General features: G+C 39.1%; 15 protein-coding genes and 1 tRNA gene. 8 read left to right on the top strand and 8 right to left on the bottom strand.

What is annotated here, in order from left to right:
- Positions 1 to 15: 15 nt before the first annotated feature.
- The 4 genes from QX565_RS16125 (at position 16) to QX565_RS16110 (ending at position 2,456) form a co-directional block, all read left to right on the top strand.
- Positions 16 to 396 (top strand): TraR/DksA family transcriptional regulator, encoded by a 381-nt coding sequence (locus QX565_RS16125; RefSeq protein WP_002560277.1) that lies wholly within the window; start codon positions 16 to 18, stop codon positions 394 to 396.
- Between the two features lie 109 nt (positions 397 to 505).
- Positions 506 to 1,138, top strand: coding sequence for a lipoprotein signal peptidase (locus QX565_RS16120; RefSeq protein ID WP_221651433.1), 633 nt, complete (start codon positions 506 to 508; stop codon positions 1,136 to 1,138).
- An 8-nt stretch (positions 1,139 to 1,146) separates the two neighbouring features.
- Entirely contained in the window at positions 1,147 to 2,187 is a 1,041-nt protein-coding gene (locus QX565_RS16115) for a DUF4296 domain-containing protein (protein ID WP_221651432.1), read from the top strand.
- Between the two features lie 17 nt (positions 2,188 to 2,204).
- On the top strand, positions 2,205 to 2,456 hold the full coding sequence (locus QX565_RS16110; RefSeq protein WP_221651431.1) for a hypothetical protein: 252 nt from the start codon (positions 2,205 to 2,207) through the stop codon (positions 2,454 to 2,456).
- On the opposite strand, the gene QX565_RS16105 is transcribed toward QX565_RS16110, so the two are convergent.
- Positions 2,407 to 3,171 carry a TrmH family RNA methyltransferase gene (locus QX565_RS16105; RefSeq protein ID WP_289293492.1) on the bottom strand — a complete coding sequence of 255 codons (765 nt, stop codon included), beginning with the start codon at positions 3,169 to 3,171 and terminating at the stop codon, positions 2,407 to 2,409. The two genes, QX565_RS16110 and QX565_RS16105, sit on opposite strands and share 50 nt — an antisense overlap.
- A 186-nt stretch (positions 3,172 to 3,357) precedes the next feature.
- Here QX565_RS16105 and QX565_RS16100 point away from each other — a divergent pair, with 186 nt between their 5' ends.
- The 3 genes from QX565_RS16100 (at position 3,358) to tamL (ending at position 7,479) form a co-directional block, all read left to right on the top strand.
- Positions 3,358 to 3,720, top strand: a complete 363-nt coding sequence (locus tag QX565_RS16100; RefSeq protein ID WP_002560272.1) for a BlaI/MecI/CopY family transcriptional regulator — start codon at positions 3,358 to 3,360, stop codon at positions 3,718 to 3,720.
- A gap of 14 nt (positions 3,721 to 3,734) precedes the next feature.
- Complete coding sequence (locus tag QX565_RS16095) at positions 3,735 to 5,018, top strand: M56 family metallopeptidase (protein ID WP_289293491.1); 1,284 nt, start codon at positions 3,735 to 3,737, stop codon at positions 5,016 to 5,018.
- Positions 5,019 to 5,169: 151 nt separating this feature from the next.
- Positions 5,170 to 7,479 carry a translocation and assembly module lipoprotein TamL gene (gene tamL / locus QX565_RS16090; protein ID WP_289293490.1) on the top strand — a complete coding sequence of 770 codons (2,310 nt, stop codon included), beginning with the start codon at positions 5,170 to 5,172 and terminating at the stop codon, positions 7,477 to 7,479.
- On the opposite strand, the gene QX565_RS16085 is transcribed toward tamL, so the two are convergent.
- The 7 genes from QX565_RS16085 to QX565_RS16055 all read right to left on the bottom strand — a co-directional run bounded on the left by QX565_RS16085 (position 7,433) and on the right by QX565_RS16055 (position 14,533).
- Entirely contained in the window at positions 7,433 to 7,885 is a 453-nt protein-coding gene (locus QX565_RS16085; protein ID WP_289293489.1) for a hypothetical protein, read from the bottom strand. The two genes, tamL and QX565_RS16085, sit on opposite strands and share 47 nt — an antisense overlap.
- Positions 7,886 to 7,963: 78 nt before the next feature.
- Entirely contained in the window at positions 7,964 to 8,518 is a 555-nt protein-coding gene (locus QX565_RS16080; protein ID WP_002560268.1) for a DUF3332 domain-containing protein, read from the bottom strand.
- Positions 8,519 to 8,638: 120 nt separating this feature from the next.
- Positions 8,639 to 9,082, bottom strand: a complete 444-nt coding sequence (locus QX565_RS16075; protein ID WP_289293487.1) for a DoxX family protein — start codon at positions 9,080 to 9,082, stop codon at positions 8,639 to 8,641.
- A gap of 475 nt (positions 9,083 to 9,557) precedes the next feature.
- Entirely contained in the window at positions 9,558 to 10,856 is a 1,299-nt protein-coding gene (locus QX565_RS16070; protein WP_289293485.1) for an NAD(P)/FAD-dependent oxidoreductase, read from the bottom strand.
- A gap of 421 nt (positions 10,857 to 11,277) precedes the next feature.
- Complete coding sequence (locus QX565_RS16065) at positions 11,278 to 12,414, bottom strand: AAA family ATPase (RefSeq protein WP_221651066.1); 1,137 nt, start codon at positions 12,412 to 12,414, stop codon at positions 11,278 to 11,280.
- The gene (locus QX565_RS16060) at positions 12,392 to 13,120 is read right to left on the bottom strand and encodes an RNA ligase family protein (RefSeq protein ID WP_221651065.1); all 729 of its coding nucleotides are present in this window, start codon (positions 13,118 to 13,120) and stop codon (positions 12,392 to 12,394) included. Before QX565_RS16060 ends, QX565_RS16065 begins: the two co-directional genes overlap by 23 nt.
- Positions 13,121 to 13,135: 15 nt before the next feature.
- On the bottom strand, positions 13,136 to 14,533 hold the full coding sequence (locus QX565_RS16055; RefSeq protein ID WP_289293483.1) for an RtcB family protein: 1,398 nt from the start codon (positions 14,531 to 14,533) through the stop codon (positions 13,136 to 13,138).
- 456 nt (positions 14,534 to 14,989) lie between these two features.
- Between QX565_RS16055 and QX565_RS16050 the strand changes: the two genes are divergently transcribed.
- Positions 14,990 to 15,062: transfer RNA gene (locus QX565_RS16050), tRNA-Lys, on the top strand.
- Positions 15,063 to 15,484: the final 422 nt, after the last annotated feature.

Genomic DNA, 15,484 nt, shown 5'->3' with positions numbered 1-15,484 from the left:
TAAAAAGTAAAAATTATGGCAGAAAAGACAAGATATTCGGATGCGGAACTTGAGGAGTTCCGTGCCATTATAATGGAGAAACTGGAGTTGGCACAACGTGATTACGATCAGTTGAAACTCAGTTTGATGGGGCTTGATGGAAACGATACTGATGACACATCACCCACATACAAAGTACTGGAAGAAGGAGCTAACACACTGTCAAAAGAAGAAACGACTCGCTTGGCACAACGTCAACTGAAGTTTATTCAAGGATTGCAGGCTGCTCTTGTACGTATTGAAAACAAAACGTATGGTATTTGCCGTGAAACAGGAAAGTTGATTCCTGCAGAGCGCCTGCGTGCTGTGCCTCATGCTACACTCAGCATTGAAGCAAAGAATAGTGGCAAGAAATAAAATTAGTGACGAGCTATAAGCTACAAATCACATGTGCTGTGCGTTATTTGCAAAGTACTTGTAATTTGTAACTTATAGCTCGTAGCTTATATAACTTGTATTCAACAAAATGAAAAAACTACTCACGAAAGGACAAATTGCCCTGCTCGTTATCTTCTCGGTGCTGATTATAGACCAGATTATTAAAATTTGGATTAAGACCCATATGTACTGGCACGAAAGTATTCGGATTACCAACTGGTTCTATATCTATTTTACAGAAAACAATGGGATGGCATTTGGTATGGAGATCTTTGGAAAACTATTCCTTACCACTTTCCGTATTATTGCCGTAGCATTGATAGGATGGTATCTGTATAAGATTGTAAAGAGAGGATTTAAAACGGGATACATTGTCTGCGTTTCTTTGATTCTTACCGGAGCACTGGGGAATATTATTGATAGCGTATTTTATGGAGTACTGTTTAACGAGAGTACACATTCACAAATTGCCAGTTTTATGCCTGAAGGGGGAGGATACTCCACCTGGTTTTATGGAAAGGTAGTAGATATGTTTTATTTTCCGATTATTGATACTACCTGGCCTACATGGATACCGTTTGTTGGGGGAGAGCATTTTATATTCTTTAGTCCCATCTTTAATTTTGCTGATGCCGCTATCAGTTGTGGTATCATCGCATTGCTTCTTTTTTATAGTAAATATCTGAATGAGTCTTATCACTCACACGAAAAAAAGGACTAAGACAGAAAATGAAAAGAGATTTCCGGTGCCGGTTGTATATCATATGCCTGTTAGTGGTATTCGTTGTTGGTTGTAAGGTTAAAAGACCCGATGGAGTTCTTCCGGAAGCAACAATGGAAAATTTGTTATATGATTATCATATAGCGAAAGCAATGGGTGATAATTTGCCATACAATGAGAATTATAAAAAAGTATTGTATACAAATGCTGTATTTAGCAAATATGGTACAACGGAAGCTGTTTTCGATTCGTCTATGGTATGGTATACACGTAATACGGAAGTACTGGCCAAAGTCTATGAAAGAGTTAGCAAAAGGCTAAAAGCACAACAAAACTCGATCAATCACTTAATTGCTATACGCGACAAAAAGCCAATGACATCTACTCCTGGCGACAGCATTGATGTATGGGCATGGCAACGTATGAGGCGCCTAACGGGAATGCCGATAGATAATAAACTGACGTTTGTCCTACCCTCGGATTCTAATTTCAAGAAACGCGATACATTGGTATGGGAAGTCCGTTATCATTTCCTTGAAGGTGCCAAACCGGATACGACCCTGTTTGCATTAATGGGTATGCAGATTCAATTTGAAAATGACAGTATTATTAGTGAAACCAAACGAGTAACAGAGTCGGGGATACAGCGTATCCGCCTGCAATCGGATACGTTGGGAGCTATCAAAGAAGTGAAAGGATTTATCTATTATCCAAAGAAAAAGACACCGCATACTTTATTGACTGACGGTATCACACTCATGCGTTATCACTCTAATGATACGTTGCCGGTTTTGAATGATTCCTTAAAAACAGATTCTCTTAAGCGGGATGTAGTGAAAGAGGTTACTTCAAAAGAAACAGCCGATACAATAGAGAAAGTAGATCAGCAACCTCAGCCAAGATTGACTCCGGAAGAGATGAATCGCCGTCGCAGCAATCTGCAACGTGAGGTGAAACCGGAGCAACTCGAAGTAGAGAAGCACATACAAATGGAGAAACGTGAAATAAGACAAGAACGGCAAATGAATCAACGCCGCCGGTCACAGTAAATTTCAAAACTAACAAAATGAAACGCTTTGCTTCTCATTATTTGCATGCACCAGATACTGGTTTTCTCAAACAACAGGTAGTAGAAATGGAGGGAGAATACGTTGTGAGATTCTTCCCCCTTACCGAAGAAATAGAATCGGTAGAATGGTTACCGGGCGTCATAGAACTAACCCAGGTGAAAGATAAATTCTGCGCTTATCTTTTATTTCCTTTTGATTTTACAATGATGCAGCCTGTCGCCGAAACTCGGCGCAGACAATTGCTGTAGCAATAGCTACATTGAGCGATTCGGAAGTTTCTCTCTCCTGAGGATAGTTAGGAATATATAGTTTCTGATTGATTAGTGCCTCCACCTCTTTACTAATTCCATTTCCTTCATTTCCCATTACAATCAATCCATTACGGGACAATGGCTGCCCGTATATATTCTTTCCATCCAGAAATGTTCCGTAAACAGGAATATCACCAAGAGAACGAATTAAGCCGGGCAGGGGAGTATAATATGTTTTTACACGGGCTATACCGCCCATAGTAGCTTGTACCGTCTTAGGATTATAAACATCCACTGTATTAGATGAACAAATAATATGCTCTATGCCAAACCAATCAGCAAGACGAATAATTGTACCCAGGTTTCCCGGATCCTGTACATCATCCAGGGCAAGACAGAGCGAATCACGAAGAATAGAAGTATTTAAAACATATTCCGGTTGCCTGAATACGGCGAGTACCTGTTGAGGAGTCTTCAATAAACTGGCACGTGATAGTTCATCCTGAGTAACTTCTGCTATTTCATCTGCCTGAACAGATGCGTGTTCTCGTAACCAGGAAGGAGTAGCAGCCAAAAAGGTACAAGAAAGGTGTCCAAGTAAATCACCCACCAGTTTCGGACCTTCAGCCAGAAAGACTTTCTCTTCTTTACGTATCTTTTTTAACTCCAATGAGCGAATGTACTTTATTTTATTTTTGCTTAATAGTGCCATATAAACCTGATATTTACGGCAAAGCTATAAAGATATTTCCAATATACCACTTTCTCACGATTCTTTTTCTATATCTTTTTTTTTATGATTAACATTATTTATACCAATAAATATATACTATCTACTTAATTATCGTAGATTTGCTTAAAAATAGTAGACTGGTTATCAGTAGTAAATAAAAATAAAATGGAAAGACTTACACAGCAAGAAGAAGAAGTAATGCTTTACTTTTGGAAGATAGGCCCAAGTTTTATAAGAGATGTACTGAATCAAATGCCTGCCCCAAAGCCTCCTTATACCAGTGTGGCATCTGTAGTACGTAATTTAGAGAAGAAACAATATCTGTCTCCTTTCAAACTGGGCAACTCTATTCAGTATCATCCCATAATCAAAGAGAGTGATTACAAGCGTTATTTTCTTAGTGGAGTGGTAAGTAATTATTTTACCGGATCCTATAAAGAAATGGTTTCATTTTTTGTGAGAGATCGTAAAATCAGCAAAAAGGAACTGAAAGAACTTATTAATATCATTGAAGACGAAGAATCTTAAAAACAACCAGAGATATGACACTTTTTATTCTATACTTCATGAAGGTAAATATAGCATTAGTTGTGCTGTACTTCTTTTATAAATTATTGTTTAGTAAAGATACCTTCTTTGGATTACGCAGACTGATGTTGATTTTAATCTATATCATCGCATTCACATATCCTTTGTTTGATCTTTCTGCCTGGATGATAGTAGACAATAATGTAACCGGCGTAGTAAACACCCTATATCAAAAGGTATTGCCCGAAATAATAATCGTAAGTGAAACAGCTGATAATGCATCATCTTTTCCATTGGTTACAATAGTTCTTACAGGCCTTTACATAGCAGGAGTGATTATCTTATTAACCCGTACATTGCTGGAAATCAGCAAAACCTGTATCATACTTCATCATAGTAAAAAAGTATATATTGATGGAATCCGCATATGCCAGCCCAAAGAAAAACAAGAGCCTTATTCTTTCTTTAAGTGGATTTGTGTGTATCCAGGTATGTATAATGAAAAAGAGACAAAAGAGATATTGGTACATGAACAGACGCATGTACGCGAACTTCACTCGGCGGATATATTATTGGCACAACTCATAATTATTCTTTGCTGGTTCAATCCTTTTGCCTGGCTCATACGAAGCGAAATGCGTATTAACCATGAGTATCTTGCCGACAGGAAGGTGGTGACGAGCGGTTACGACAGAAAAACTTATCAATATCATCTTTTAGGTCTCAAACAGAATCAACTGGCTGCAGCAAATTTATATAATAACTTTAGTGTATTACCTTTAAAGAACCGAATTAAAATGTTAAACAGAAAAAGAACCCGTAACATCATGAGAAGCAAATACCTCATGTTTATTCCTGTAACTGCTTTGTTGATTCTATTCAGTAACTGTACAAACACAGCCAAAGAAGAATCAACAGAAGAAAAAGTGGAAGTAAAATACATCCCGACAGAAGTCAAACCGGATACAGTAGACATCGCCAATGCTGTTTTCGATATGGTAGAAGAAATGCCGGAATTCAAAGGAGGCAATAAGGCACTGATGGACTATCTGGCTGCAAACCTACAGTATCCGAAAGGAGCTGAAACCAAAGGAACACAAGGTCGTGTTATCGTACAATTCATTGTTAATACGGATGGCAGTATTGATAATGCAAAAGTAATTCGCAGTGTTGATCCTGAATTGGATGCGGAAGCCTTGCGTGTGATCAATGAAATGCCGAAATGGAAACCGGGGACACAAAAAGGTGAACCGGTACGTGTAAAATATACCGTACCAGTTATGTTCCGTCTGAAATAAACGGCGGTCAGAGATAAAACATTGAAATCACCAATAGTTCGCCCCCACGATGTTGTAGCAACTTCTTAGGGGCGAATTAGCATTTATTATTTCCCCATACAGAAAAATTCGCCTATATTTGTAGGGTATTTGAGGCAACTAATAAAACCCTATGAGGAGAGGATATCTTTACACGTTACTTTCTTTTGCCATTCTGACGCTGGCTTCGTGTTCCGCTACCAAGTTTGTGCCGGATGGTTATTATTTATTGGACGAAGTTAAAGTATCTACTGACAACAAAGACGTAAAATCTTCCAGCCTGCGTAATTATGTACGTCAAAATCCCAATGCAAAATGGTTTAGCCTGATAAAAACACAGTTGTATGTTTATGATCTTTCAGGGCGTGATTCCAGCAAATGGTACAATAAATTTCTTCGTAAAATAGGAGATGCTCCGGTTATTTACAACGAAAACGAAGCACAACGCTCACAGGAGGAAATAACAAAAGCTGTCCAAAATATGGGATATATGAGTGCTTCCGTTAAATGTACAACGAAAACAAAGAAAAAGAAACTGAAACTATATTATGAGGTAGCTACAGGTAAGCCTTATACTGTACGTACATTGAAATATGACATTAGTGACCCCAAAGTAGGTGAGTATATGCAGAAAGATTCTGCTAATACTTTGTTGAAAGAAGGTATGTTGTTTGACGTAAATGTATTGGACGCAGAACGGCAACGAATAACGGATCATCTATTGCGTAACGGATACTATAAATTCAATAAAGACTATATTTCATATACTGCTGATACCGTGCGTAACACTTATCTCGTGGATCTTACTTTACATCTGCAACCTTATAAAACGCACACTGCTGATACCCCCAAAGCACATAATCAATATCACATCAACAAAATAAATTTTATCACAGACTATGATGTTCTCCAGTCTTCTGCATTGAGTAGTATTGAAATTAATGACTCCATACATTACAATGGTTATCCCATCTATTATAAAGATAAGTTATATCTGCGACCTAAAGTATTGACAGATAATCTACTGTTCTTTCCAGGAAATCTGTATAACGAACGCGATGTACAACGTACTTACTCAAACTTCGGACGCCTGCCAGCATTGAAATACACCAATATCCGTTTCTTTGAAACTCTGGCAGGAGACAGTACATTACTGAATTGTTATGTGATGCTAACCAAAAGTAAACATCAATCAATCTCTTTTGAATTGGAAGGAACAAATTCTGCCGGTGATCTTGGAGCAGCAGCTTCCGTATCTTTCCAGCATCGGAATCTCTTTCGTGGTTCCGAAACATTTATGATGAAGTTTCGTGGTGCATATGAAGCAATTACCGGATTGCAAGGCGACTATCATAGTAACAACTACACAGAATATGGTATAGAAACGAGTATAAACTTTCCGAGCTTCTTATTTCCTTTTCTGAATTCTGATTTTAAACGTAAAATACGTGCTACCACAGAGTTTGGTTTGCAATATAGTTACCAGCTACGCCCGGAATTCTCACGTACAGTAGCTTCGGCTTCGTGGAGTTACAAATGGACACAGCGTCAACGGGCACAACACCGTATTGACCTAATAGATATCGGTTATCTGTATTTACCCTGGATCTCCCAAAAGTTTCGCGAAGACTATATCAACAAGGGGCAGAATCATATTTTTGAATACAACTATAAGAACCGGCTTATTGTACGTATGGGTTATAGTTATAACTATAACAGTGCCGGAAATGCTTTGGTGAACAATACCATCAGTTCTAATTCTTATTCTATCCGTGCCAATATAGAATCGGCAGGAAATATTTTATATGCATTCTCTAAAGCGATCAGTATACGAAAAAACAATGATGGCGAATATGCCATTCTCGGCATTCCGTATGCACAGTATCTGAAAGGTGATTTTGACTTTGCCAAGAATATCCGGATAGATAATCGTAATTCATTGGCATTTCATGCTGGTTTTGGTATTGCGGTTCCATATGGCAATGCAAAGACTATTCCATTTGAGAAGCAATACTTCTCAGGAGGTGCCAACAGTGTACGCGGATGGTCTGTACGTGATTTAGGGCCGGGTTCATTTCCCGGTGATGGTAACTTCCTGAATCAGTCAGGCGACATCAAACTGGATGCAAGCATCGAGTATCGAAGTAAGTTGTTTTGGAAATTTCAGGGAGCCGCCTTTATCGACGCTGGTAATATCTGGACAATCCGTGATTACGCCAATCAACCGGGCGGTGTATTCAAGTTCAATGAATTCTATAAGCAGATTGCCGTTGCTTATGGCTTAGGTTTACGTTTGGATCTGGATTTCTTTGTTTTACGCTTCGACGGAGGTATGAAAGCTATCAATCCGGCTTATAAAAATGGTAAAGACCGCTGGCCCATTATTCATCCTAAGTTCAGTCGTGATTTTGCATTCCACTTTGCAGTGGGTTATCCATTTTAACCAACCATCTTTCACCCTCTTTTATCAAATGAATGGTATCCTGTTTCTCAGTAAGAATAGCAGATGTACCATTGAAGAAATCAGCTTCCAGATAATTTTTTACTGAACAGATAACAGTTGCATGCCCTTCTTCCGGATTCATCTGCTCACTAATTACAGTCACAATAACCGGTCCTTTTGCATTTACCTTGTCAATGAGCTCCTGTGTAGTGTTTGTAGCCATATAACTAAGATATGGGAGGGAAGCCGGAACAACCAATTCTTTGGTAGCCGCATAATCAAGATCATAAAAGGTCTCACAGAATGCTATTGCATTGCGTACAACTTCACTTTGAGGTACCTGTTTCTGACAGGCAGTAACCAAACTCATAAAAACAACGAGAGAGAATATTCGTAGTATTTTCATAACTTAGTGAATAAAAAAGATGAAACATCTCTTTGTACAGAGCATGTTTCATCTTTTGACATTTCTTTATGCATTAAATTAACGGGCAGCAAACAGCAGACCGTTCATTACCATCTGACGTGCTGCAAGAGTTCCCTGAGCATCCAGAGTGACAGTCATTGACTCGCCATTAGGCAAATACATCTGCGCTGTACCATCATTGTTCATTTTCAAAAGTTCGGTACTCTCACCATTAGCTACTACATTCCAGGTATTTGCTTCCTTGTTGTAGATCAGTTCCATAGCAGTTTTCTCACCCTCTTTTGTAATTGAATAACCATTCTCCAAAGTTTCTACCAGATAGTTGCCATTTTCGCCTTTTACTTTCTTTACATCTCCTGCATTTGCCATCGGGTTAGAGCCGCTCCAAAACTCAATAGAGTTGATAACCAAAGCATCCGCCAAATATGCAACGCCATATACCGGAACGATGTTCAGTGCAAGAAACACAAGTTCGTTTACAAACTTATTTCCTACCGACTGATTCCAGGAAGAAATACGATTAAATAAACCAAATGAACCTACACATGAGCTAAACAAAATAGTACCGCTCAGAGCAAAAGCTGCGACCAATGTCAATCTGTTTTTTTTCATAATTTCTGTTTTTTAGTTGTTATTTTGTGAAACGATAAAAGACTTATAATAGCTATAAGTCCTTTATACAGTTGCAAATATAAACCTTTTAATTAATAGAAACAAAACATGGTGCAATTTCTATTTTACATTTTTTCTTCGTTTCCGAAGCTCATTTCCTAATAAATAGTCGACAGAAAACTTACCGGGACCGGATATATACATCAATATAAATACAACTAAATAGATGAGTGCCAGTTCTTTTACTGCAAAAGCATCATTACCATGAATTACAAAGAACGCCATGCCCATTGTAAAAATCATAGGCAACATAGCCAGACGATATAATATACCAACGATAAACGCCATTGAACAAACGAGTTCTCCGAAGATAGCCAGTCCCAGAGATAACGGGCTACCTACACCTAACGGATCAGGGAAAGCTATGGATAGTTCCTGATAACTGCTCCATTTCTGTATGCCGTGATTCATCAACAGTAAACCAAAGAAAATACGTAATGCAAGTAAGAATAAAGATGCCCCTGTACTATTGGGCTTTGAGGGAAATAAAAAATTGTAGATCATAAGTTTCATTTTTTAGTTTGATAATTTATACAATATAAACAAACCTTAGCTTCACATTGTTTAAATTGATTCATATCAAATAAAGCATTACAGAGATAAAAAGTATAAACTCTTTTTGCCAGCCTTTGTTATTAGATATATATTACATTAATAGAAAGGAATAAAGTTATGAAAAAGGTAAAAGATTTCTTCAAAGATTGTCTCGAAGAAATAGGTAGAGGCATACTCCATGAATATGGCTATTTTGAAGAGGATGACAAATAATAAAATAGAATAAGGAAGCAATATACTTCCACAAATCTTCTCACACCTCCGGAGTATATTCAATTACTTCGGAGGTATTTTATACATCCCGGTTCCAAATATTAGAAGCATAACTATTATAACTCTAATACTATTCTTAATAAAAAAGGGAATAAGTCATCGCAACATTCCCTTTCCCATATCTATTAAAACGAGAGCAACATAACATATATCATTTCTTCGGTTTTACTCTTTTCACAGGCTTTATTATTAATCGCAACGAAGGGTCATAAGTGAAATAACTCCACATCCAGTCTATGAAAATGAAAAGTCTGTTCTTTACACCTACAATACTCATTAAGTGAATGAATAACCAGACTGCCCAGGCAGGAAAACCACCAAAACGGATATTCTTCAACTCTACAATGGCGTTATTTCTTCCGATGGTAGCCATCGAACCTTTATTATGATACACAAAAGGTTTAAGTGGAAGTCCCTTTTCTATGTTGTTCAGATTCTGAACAAGAAGCTTAGCCTGTTGAATAGCCGGCTGAACAACCTGAGGATGTCCCCTCGGATAATCTTCTGAAATCATTAGAGCAGTATCACCAATAGCAAATACATTGTTAGTACCGGTTACCTTGTTGAAAACATCTACATTCAGTCTGTTCCCCGGTCCGTAAGCGTCCTGCGGAAGTCCTTCAAGACTGTTAGCTTTCACACCTGCTACCCAATAGATATTTGTAGAAGGTATGGCCGTACCATCTCCCAGAGTAAGCAAATCATTTTCATAATCTACCACCTTGGAATCCACCTTTATTTCAACTCCTTTTTTTGCCAGATAGTCATGTACTTCGGTAGACGATTTTTCGGAGAAAGCCGAGAGTAGGCGAGGGCCTGCATCGATAAGGACAATACGCATCTGCTCTATATCCAGATCGGGATAATCTTGTGGCAAAATGAACTTACGCATCTCTGCCAATGCACCCGAAAGTTCTATTCCGGTAGCTCCGCCACCTACAATTATAAACGTCATCAATTTTTCCCGTTCTTTCAAATTACTCGTGTTCTGCGCTTTCTCAAAGCTTTCCAGTACTTGGTTACGGTTATAGAGAGCTTCTGCCGTTGTTTTGAGAGACATGGTATGGAGAGCCATCTTATCGTTACCGAAATAGTTGGTATAACATCCGGTTGCAATTACCAGATAGTCGTATTCAATAGCTCCAATGGAAGTTTCCAACATATTTTGTTCAGAAATAACCCGCTGGGCTTCACAGATACGAATATGAAAATATTTACGTTTTTTAAAAATCTTACGGAAAGGGAAAGAGATTGCACTCGGCTCTATACCGGCTGTAGCTACCTGATAAAGAAGAGGCTGAAACAGATGATAATTATTTTTGTCTAACAGAACAATTTGAAAATTGTCATTTTTTAGTTTGCGTGCCAGCTTTAATCCTCCAAAACCACCGCCTACAATAACTACTCTTTTTCTTTTTCCTTTATCGGGAATATCAATTTTATTCATCATGTTATTATTATATTAATCTGATAGTATATTAACATCACGGAAGGGAAAATTGTTTTTGTTATCCACTACCTCCAAACGTGTTTTTGTCAAGAGCTGATTTATTGATTATTAACCTGAAAGCGACTTTCTCAGAAGATAATATCAGTTGCATTGCAACACAATAGCATTTACATCGCAACATACCGAGAAATGCATCGTAACATAGTAACAAACGAACCGTAACATACCATGTAATTTTGAATAAGTACCGGGAAAAACTGCAATAGATACCTGCCTATATACCTTCAGAAGCCGGTATAAAAAAATAAAGGAGAAAGCCATAGCTTTCTCCTTTACAAGTATTCTAACTGAATCTACTTTATGATTGCAATTACAAAGATACTGTTTTTTTGACTAAAAGTCAAGCATCCGATGTATTATTTCATAGAAAATCTTTTTTATTTATCTCATTCTCTACCAGATACTCCACTTCGTGAGCTTCCGTCAATTGAGGTACCTCAAGCTTACCAAGCATACTGTCCAACACACTCTCCGGAAGCGGATATTCTCTTTCACGGTTCTGTTTTCGCCAAACGGAATAGTCTTTCTCAACATAAACCACTTTAACACGAGCCCCATACCCGGCAAAGAGATTGATAAGCTGAAAGCGCATCAGAGTAGTAATATTAGTTGCATTCCATATGAAATCCTGCCCTTTACGCAAATAAGCACGGGCTATCTTTTTAGCTTCCTGCACCACCCATCCATTTGCCGATTTGTCAGTAGGACTCAGTTTATTCTTCCGGCGAATATCATCCAGGCTGATAACAGGAAGAGCTATACCGGACGTTTCAAGATAATGATCTTTTCCCATTCCCGGTAACCCGGATAACAGAACAACATTACACTTAAACTTTTCATACGGAATGTAATCTATATAGCTTTCTTCCGTATGAAAGTAACGAAAACGGGCATGATCAGTGGTAAATTCTCTGCTCTTTTTCCAGCACCCCTGCTCACGGCAGAAGATTTCAAATAACTCCAGCGATTCCATCAAAGTATTTTTATCCTGACAGATACGTCCTTTTATATCAGCTTCGGCAAGTAAACGGAGTTGCGAAGTGTCCACTCTGAAAGCTGCCTTGGCAACCTGTCTCACAGGATCCTGCTTTTCCATCAGCCATAAAGGGAGCCCGTGAAACCTTACAAGTGATGCTATCTTTTCACGAATGATAAAAGGAGTTGATGTATCCTTGTACAAAAGCGTACGCACAGTATATTCTCCCTTACGGGCATGCCCTTTGGCAGTGACACTGCCATCTTCCTCAATGACTGTAGTAGAACGTTTTTCTACATCATGCAGTAGTGCAGCCGTCCAAAGTATTTCCTTGTCCTGCTCTGTAAGGGCAAGATAGCCGGGTAGTTTCTGTAATTCTTCTATCACCCGCCAGGTATGTGTAGCCACATCTCCTTCGGCATGATGAAACTGGTCCTGAGGAATCCCATTCATATCGCGTAACCATTCGAATTGTAGTTCGAGCGAGCTACGATCTTTCTTATCTGTTAATGTCCAAATCATATTTTTCTTTATTTTCATTAAACTCCCAGAAAAGCCGGGCACGCTTCCAGTGACGTGTCCAATGCTCATCTGTTTTCACATGTCCTTTGCGCACATACTTAAATACATTGTGTGCAAATTCGCTAACCGGATATTCATCTGTATTCCGCACTACCAACCCTTCACGCGTACAATCTTCTCCGGTAAAAGGATCTTTTGTACCAAAGGCTCCCGGTTGCCGGGCAAGCGTAAGTATCTGCTGCCGAAATTGTTCCTGAGGAAGTTCTGCAACGGACTCCAATCCCAATTCGGGAACCGTTGGCAAATCAAACATAGCAGCATAAAACTTTACCTCTTCCCAGGATAACCATTTATCGAGGCAACGCACGGCAAAAACATAGAAATACGATTCTAACCGTTTGTATTCAATAGAGTGAACAGCATACAGATTTTCACCAAATAATTCAAGACTGCCCAAATCATGCTTCATTAATTCCCAACGCTCACGCAGTTGTCGTGTCCATGGAGAAGTAGCAGGTGCAGCATGTGACCGTGCAAATACGCCGACGCTGTTCAGGCAATTATTCTCACCGTCCAATTTTTCGGTATATACAAGCGTGTCAATCCGCTGGATATCTTCCCAATAAGTATGGTTGATGCGGTCGTCACTTGTAGTTCCCGGTGAGAAAGGAAAGTGATACGTACGACCATATTTTTCTGATAACATTTTGTTTTTATTTAATTATTCTTTATTCATTCTTACGATACGGGGCATAAAACGCCCTTGTATCTCTACCAGGTTTTCCTGTGCCCGCATCACTCTTTCGATGTCCTTATAGGCAAGAGGCATCTCTTCCACACTGCCTCCGATAAGGGTTACACCCGCTTGTACCAGGTATTTCTTTAAAGCGGACTGTGTGAAGGTGCTTTGGGCCTGTTGTCTTGACATCGCCCGTCCGGCACCATGAGAGGCCGAAAAGAGAGATTCACGTACTCCTTTACCACAGACCAGGTATCCGGGAGTAGCCATACTACCCGGAATAAGTCCGGGTTGGCCTTTATAAGCCGGAGTAGCTCCCTTGCGGTGAACAATGGCAAAGTTACCGGGTGCTATTTCCTCCTCCCAGGCAAAGTTATGGTGATTGCTTACATTAGCAACCGGGATCAATCCCAAGGCTTTGGCAAGATTAAGATGAATCCTTTCGTGACAAGCCCGAGCATAATCTCCGGCAATATTCATACTCATCCAGTATGCTTGTCCCTCTTCCGAATGGAGATCAAGCCAAGCAAAACACTGGGCTTCGCGAGGTAATTTACAAGATTCACGTGCCAGAAAACTATAATGTTGTGCAATAGCAGCTCCTAATCCACGTGAACCTGAATGAGACAACAAAGCAACATAATTCCCGGCAGGTAACTGTAAAGCATTGTCCGCCTCCAGTTCCAGTTCTCCGAAGTTCACAAAATGATTCCCTTGTCCTGATGTACCTAATTGCCGGACAGCCTTCCCATGTAACTTTTGTAACAGGGGCGTCAATCGGAATTCTTCTCTGTCCAACACTTCATGCTCCTGTGTAAACTCTAATCCACCATCCATACCAAAATGTGTGTATTCCTTTAATGCCACTTTTGTCTGATGAGCATATCGTTTCAAAAAATCCGGTTTCGCATCAAAAACCGTCAGACTCATCCGGCAGCCAATATCCATTCCTACGGCATAAGGTATTACTGTATGATCCGTTGCCAATACACCGCCGATAGGCAAACCATATCCGGCATGTGCATCAGGCATCAACGCTCCTGCCAGTGTTACCGGGAGACGCATGGCCAGTTCCATTTGTTGTTTGGCGGAACTTTCTATAAACTTGTTACCGTAAGTTTGGTACACCAACGGCACTTCTCTCAGATCATAGACCTGAAACTTCCTTTCTGTAATGGTGGGAGAGAAGTGTTCCGCCAGTTTCCCCCATACTTCATCATTTTTATATGCTTCGGGATTATCAAGCACATTTGCTAAACGAACCAGAATTTCTTCTTTACTTTCATACTTGCAATGTTTGCTTACAATGGCAACAGCCAGACTGCGTGCCACATTATTTGTATATCCCAATTTGCTTAAATCTTTTAAACGTATTCCCATGATTTCTTGCATAGCACACTGATCTCATCCCCGGAATAAACATATAATGTTCCGGAGTAATGAGGCAATATGCCTGTTAGCAGTGCAGAAGAAGACAGAACATAACATCCCCGCTTCACCACACTGAAGTGATTAAATAATAAAATAATAAGATTGCAGGACTAATCAATTTTTCTCCGGCAGCAGTTTCACGGAGTGTTCAGATAATAAAATTACTAGGGCTCTTCATCCCGATGAGCCGCTTAGTCCTGATTTTGATGTGTTATTTCTCCAACATAATTAATACCCTTTCCATAGTTTAAAGGGTGAATACTAAATTTATCGTTGCAAATGTAATTCATTTTTTAATGATAACAAAGCGAAAGAAAATAAATTTAAAAATAATCGCTGCAAGGTTTGCTATTTTAAAATAAAGCTTTACCTTTGCACCCGAAATCAAAAAAGCATAATACTAATGCACTCTTAGCTCAGTTGGTAGAGCAACTGACTCTTAATCAGTGGGTCCAGGGTTCGAATCCCTGAGGGTGTACAAAAAGGAGACTATTTTTAGCCTCCTTTTTTATTTGTCTTAAGTCGACAAAAAACTTTAAGACCAATAAGAAAACCGCGCCGCTAACACATTGATAATCAACCAATAAAAGAGTATACACTTTTGCATATTAAAAATGTACATTCTTGTTATGTATCATTGTACACTTTTGCAATACATAAGTGTACACTCTTGTAATTCCCCTTCATACAGGTTAGTGTAACGCCTTCATTTCTTTTCGGGAGAGAGTATAGTTCTTCAGGCAAAAATGTAAATTTAAAAATATAAATGCTACCTTTGTTTCATTGTTACTATTTTAAAATTAATAGTTACTATGTTTGTAAACACTGAAAACCAACGCTCGTCGGGACGGGTGGTCCCGCCCCTTGCCGCTGGGCGTTCCCCGACCGAAGATTTGTTTT

The organism is Bacteroides sp. 41_26, from assembly GCF_949740115.1.
Classification (GTDB): domain Bacteria; phylum Bacteroidota; class Bacteroidia; order Bacteroidales; family Bacteroidaceae; genus Bacteroides; species Bacteroides nordii.
The sequence above is the reverse complement of the archived record's forward strand: the minus strand, read 5'-3'. Positions and strand labels throughout refer to the sequence as shown.